Annotated in this window: 5 protein-coding genes; 2 read left to right on the top strand and 3 right to left on the bottom strand. The window is 77.7% G+C overall.

The window, feature by feature from the left end:
• Window positions 1-95: 95 nt before the first annotated feature.
• Window positions 96-629 carry an FxsA family protein gene (locus E1264_RS40415; protein ID WP_132182511.1) on the top strand — a complete coding sequence of 178 codons (534 nt, stop codon included), beginning with the start codon at window positions 96-98 and terminating at the stop codon, window positions 627-629.
• Between the two features lie 7 nt (window positions 630-636).
• Here the strand turns inward: E1264_RS40415 and E1264_RS40410 are convergent, their stop codons facing one another.
• Genes E1264_RS40410 through E1264_RS40400 form a run of 3 tightly spaced genes read right to left on the bottom strand, consistent with a single transcriptional unit; the run spans window position 637 to window position 3,874 of the window.
• Window positions 637-1,434, bottom strand: a complete 798-nt coding sequence (locus E1264_RS40410) for an ABC transporter permease subunit (protein WP_132182509.1) — start codon at window positions 1,432-1,434, stop codon at window positions 637-639.
• 50 nt (window positions 1,435-1,484) lie between these two features.
• Complete coding sequence (locus E1264_RS40405) at window positions 1,485-2,948, bottom strand: ABC transporter permease subunit (protein WP_132182507.1); 1,464 nt, start codon at window positions 2,946-2,948, stop codon at window positions 1,485-1,487.
• Window positions 2,945-3,874 carry an ATP-binding cassette domain-containing protein gene (locus E1264_RS40400; protein WP_132182505.1) on the bottom strand — a complete coding sequence of 310 codons (930 nt, stop codon included), beginning with the start codon at window positions 3,872-3,874 and terminating at the stop codon, window positions 2,945-2,947. The genes E1264_RS40405 and E1264_RS40400 overlap by 4 nt, the downstream gene beginning before the upstream one ends.
• 136 nt (window positions 3,875-4,010) lie before the next feature.
• Here E1264_RS40400 and E1264_RS44935 point away from each other — a divergent pair.
• A partial coding sequence (locus E1264_RS44935; RefSeq protein WP_243711473.1) for a histidine kinase dimerization/phosphoacceptor domain-containing protein occupies window positions 4,011-4,633 on the top strand: 623 nt, incomplete at its 3' end.

The following is a 4,633-nucleotide window of genomic DNA, read 5'->3' as shown; positions in this document are numbered from 1 at the left end:
GCTGACCCCTCCGCCGCCCGGGGCCGGGGAAACGTTCGGGGGTGTCGCGGCGTTGTACGGGGAGAGGCATTTCCCCGCGACCCGAAGATGGAGCCATGCTGCCGCTGCTGATGGTCCTGGCGTTCCTGGTGATGCCCGTCCTGGAGATCTACGTGATCATCCAGGTGGGCGGGGTGATCGGCGCCTGGCCCACGGTCGGGCTGCTGGTCGCCGAGAGCCTGCTCGGCGGCTGGATCGTGCGCCGCGAGGGCCGCCGCGCCTGGCGGGCCCTGGAGGAGGCGCTGCGCCGCGGCGTCATGCCCGACCGGGAACTCGCCGACGCCGCGCTGGTCATGGCCGGTGGCGTGCTGCTGCTGACACCCGGGTTCGTCACCGACGTGTTCGGGTTCGCGTTCGTCCTGCCGTTCACCCGGCCGCTGGTGCGGCGCGTCCTGTCGCGGTACGCGACGCGGCGGATGCGCGCCGCCGAAGACCGGGCGAGGGCCCGGGCGGCGGCGTTCCCGCCGGGTTTCACCGGCGGGTTCGACCCGTTCGGCCGCGGGCCCGGCCCCGGGCGCGTCGAGACCCCGCCGGGACCGGTCGTCCGCGGCGAGGTCATCGACGAGGACGATCACCCGTCCCGCACGTGACCCCGGCTCACGCGTCGCGGGCGGTGAACAGGACCGCGCCGGCCAGCAGCGCCGCCGCCGCGTACGCGGCCAGCACGCCGAGGCCCGGCCACGGCCCGATCGGCAGCCGCTCCAGGCCCCGCGTCGCCTGGACGGCCAGCCCCGCCGGCATCGGCGCGAACTTCTCCAGCCGGTCCCGCCACGTCTCGTCCCCGACGAACCGGGCCACGATCGGGACGATCCACAGCAGCGCCAGCACCGCCGTGATCGCCGCCGCCTGCTCCCGGACCGCCGTCCCCACCCCGAGCGCCAGCAGCGCCACCAGCACCAGGTACAGGACGGTCCCGAACGCGGCCCGCGCCGTGGGGCCGTCCAGCGGCGACAGCGGCGGGTAGCCGTTCGCGGCGGTGAACCCGCTGCCGGCGAGCAGGCCCCGCCCGGCCGCCAGCGACGCCAGCACCCCCGCCGTCCCGGCGGCGGCGACCACGGCCGCGACCACGGCGGCCTTCGCGGCCAGCACCGTCCCGCGGCGCGGCACCGCCGCCAGCGTCGCGCCGATCGTCCCCGCCGCGTACTCGCTCCCGACCGCCAGGACCCCGAGGACGACCGCCGCGACCTGCCCCAGCTGGACGCCCGACAGCGCCAGCTTCGGCGTGTCCTCCTGGCAGCCGGCGGGGCTCGTGCAGTGCGAGGTGTCCACGGCCCCGGTCACCGCCGCGCCCACGGCGGCGGTCAGCCCGGCCAGCGCCAGCAGCAGCCATCCGGTGGACGGCACCGTCCGCAGCTTCGTCCACTCCGCCCGCACCGCGCGCGCCGTCCCGATCATGCGTCCCGGGTGCGGGGGGACGGCCCCCCGAACCCCCCGGTTCGCTACGCTCATGCGTCACGCCGCCCGACCTGCCAGAGCGCCGCCGCCATCGCCGCCGCCGCGTACGCGCACAGCACCCCGAACCCGGCCCACGGGCCGATCGCCCGGTCGAACCGCTCGACGGTCTGCTGGATCGCGAACCCGGCCGCCGGGGTGAGCCGCTCCAGCCACCGCGCCGCCGACAGCGGCAGCCCGGTCGCGACGATCTGCGGCAGCAGCAGGACCATCAGCACGATCGTGATCGCGGGCGCGCTGCGCCGCACGATCACCGCGACGGCCAGCGCGAGCACCGCGACGACGGCCAGCACCGCCGCCGTGCCGAGCACCGCGCGCAGCACGGCGCCGTCCGAGAGCGGCGGCGGCGCGAGCCCGTTCGAGCGCCGCAGCGGCGCGGCCAGCAGCACCGCGCCGAACGCCGCCGCCAGCCCCGCCGCGAGCGACGCCAGGGCCGCCACGACCGCCTTGGCGGCCAGCACCCGGCCCCGGCGCGGCGTCGCCGCGAACGTCGTGCGCACCATCCCGTGCCGGTATTCGGAGGTGACGAACAGCACCGCGAGCGCGACGATCGCCGCCTGCCCGATCAGCACGCCGGTGAGGGTCGTGCGGGTGTCGTCGTCGGCGAACAGGTCCGGCCCGACGTCGCCCGACCCGGTCAGCGTGAACGTCCCGCCGGACTCGGTGCGCCCGCCCACCGCGGGGCCGCGGGCGGGCCCGCCCGGCGACCCGCGGTCCCGCCATCGCGCGCCCGGCGGCGCGGGCGACACCGACACGTGGTCGAACGTGGCCCGCGTGTCGCGCGGATGCCCGTCGACGCTCTCCCCGCCGAACGCCCGCCGCACCTTGACCTCGTCGGGGACGGCGACGAACATCCCGGCCAGCGCGGACGGCGGCAGCCCCGCCAGGCGCACCGACCCGACACGGTCCCAGGCGCGCCCGTCCGCCGACGCGTACCCGGTCACGGCCGTGCCCGCGCGGGTCAGCTTCAGCCAGCGCGGCGCCGTCCCCGCGCCGCCGCCCGCGCCGTCGCCCTTGTAGCCGGTCTGCAGCCGGACGCCGTGCCCCGGCGTCACCATCAGCGCCGCGTACGGGGTGGCCCGCTCCGCACTGCCCCTGATCATGAGGCCGGCCTTCGCCCATCCGCCGCCGCCGTGCTGGGAGGTGACGCGCGCGACGATCGACCCGTCCCCGGCGAGGGGCAGGTAGGTGTAGTGGCCCAGGTCGATGATCTGCCGCCGGGCGGGGTCGGCCGGCCCGCCGCCCGAGCCGCTGGACTCGGTGCCCGCGGCCGTCAGCAGCGCCACCACGACCGTCACCAGGACCGCCGCGAGCAGGGTCAGCGTCCAGCGCGGGACGGTCCGCAGCTTGGTCCACTCGGCGAGCAGCAGCCGCCGGAACCCGTCGCTCGCCTCCGCCTGGACGGTGCTGCGGTACGGCTCGCGCGTGGCGGGGGTGCCGCGCCCGGGGGAGGTCACGGCGCCTCCCGTCCGGTCACGGCCTGGAACTCCACCGCGTCCTTGGTCAGCTCCATGTACGCCTCCTCCAGCGTCGCGCGGTGCTCGGCGATGCCGGAGAACGCCACCCCGGCCTCGGTGAGCAGTGCGATGATCCGTTCGGCGGGCAGGCCCGTGACGGTCACCGCGTCCCGCCCGGTCGCGGTGGCGGTGGCGCCCGCGCGCGCCAGCACGGTCATGGCCTCCTCCCGGCGGGCCGTGCGCAGCTCGACCCGCCCGGCGGACGCGGCGTCCAGCAGGTCCTGGACGGCGGTGTCGGCGATCAGCCGGCCCCGGCCGATCACCACCAGATGGTCCGCGCCGCCCTCCAGCTCGCTCATCAGGTGGCTGGAGACCAGCACCGCCCGGCCCTCGGCGGCCAGCGACCGCAGCAGCCGCCGCATCCACGCGATGCCCTCGGGGTCCAGGCCGTTGACGGGCTCGTCGAACATCAGCGCGGGCGGGTCGCCGAGCAGCGCCGCCGCGATCCCGAGCCGCTGCCGCATGCCGAGCGAGAACCCGCTGGCGCGCCGCCGCGCCGCGCCGCCCAGCCCCGCGAGCTCGATCACCTCGTCCACCCGCCGGACGGGGAGCCCGTTGGCGTGCGCGAGCCACCGCAGATGGTCGCGGGCGCGGCGCGCGGGGTGCACGGCGGAGGCGTCCAGCATCGCGCCGAGGCGGCACAGCGGCGTCCGCAGCGACCGGTAGGGCTTCCCGCCGACCAGCGCGGTGCCCGCGTCGGGCCGGTCCAGGCCCATGATCACCCGCATGGTGGTGGACTTGCCGGCGCCGTTGGGGCCGACGAACCCGGTGACCTGCCCGGGGGCGGCGGTGAACGACAGGTCGTCCACGGCGACGGTCGGCCCGAACCGTTTGCGCAGGCCCCGCACTTCGATGGTTGCGTCCATGGTCCGGGAGGCTACGGACCCGCGCGGCTCCGGGGCGTCCCGCCGTAGTGCCGTTTCGGGTGGCGGGACGCGGGGGACGCCCGGTCCCTCTGGGGAGGGACGCCGCCGCGCCGCCGGCCACGCCACAATGGCCTGCGTGGGGCGGAGCGGCACGGGGCGGAGCGGGGAACACCGGACATGGTGGCCGCGCCCGTCACCCGCGCGCCTGTGGCCCGCCGCCGGGGGCCTGCTGGCGCTGGCCGGGACGGCCGAGGCGGTGCTGCGCACCGGAGGCCGGCCGGGGGTGGTGCTGTCGCTGGCCATCGTGGTGGACGTGTGCGCGACGCTCCCGCTCGTCCTGGCCCGCGACCGCGTCACCGCCGCCGCCGTCGCGATCACCGTCGCGGCGCCGGCCGCGTGGGTGCTGCACCGGGGGGTGGGGGTCGCGGCCGCCGTCGCGCTCGTCACGGTCTGGTCGGTGCTGGTCCGCCGCCGGGTGCTGCGCCGCCGCGCCGACGCCGCCGCGCTGGACGCCTCCCGCCGCGCCTTCGAGACCACGCTGCTGGAGCACACCGCGCGCGGCGAGCGCGCCCGCATCGCCCGCGAGCTGCACGACGTCGTCGCCCACCACATCTCGATGATCTCCGTCCAGGCGGAGACGGCGCGGCTGGCCGTCCCCGGCATGCCGGCCGAGGGCGCCGAGCGGCTGCTGGCCATCGGCGACACCGCCCGGACCGCCCTCACCGAGATGCGGCGGCTGCTCGGCGTGCTGCGCGAGGA

Source organism: Actinomadura sp. KC216, from assembly GCF_004348535.1.
GTDB lineage: Bacteria > Actinomycetota > Actinomycetes > Streptosporangiales > Streptosporangiaceae > Spirillospora.
Note: the sequence above shows the minus strand (reverse complement) of the source record. Positions and strands in the feature narration are given on the sequence as shown.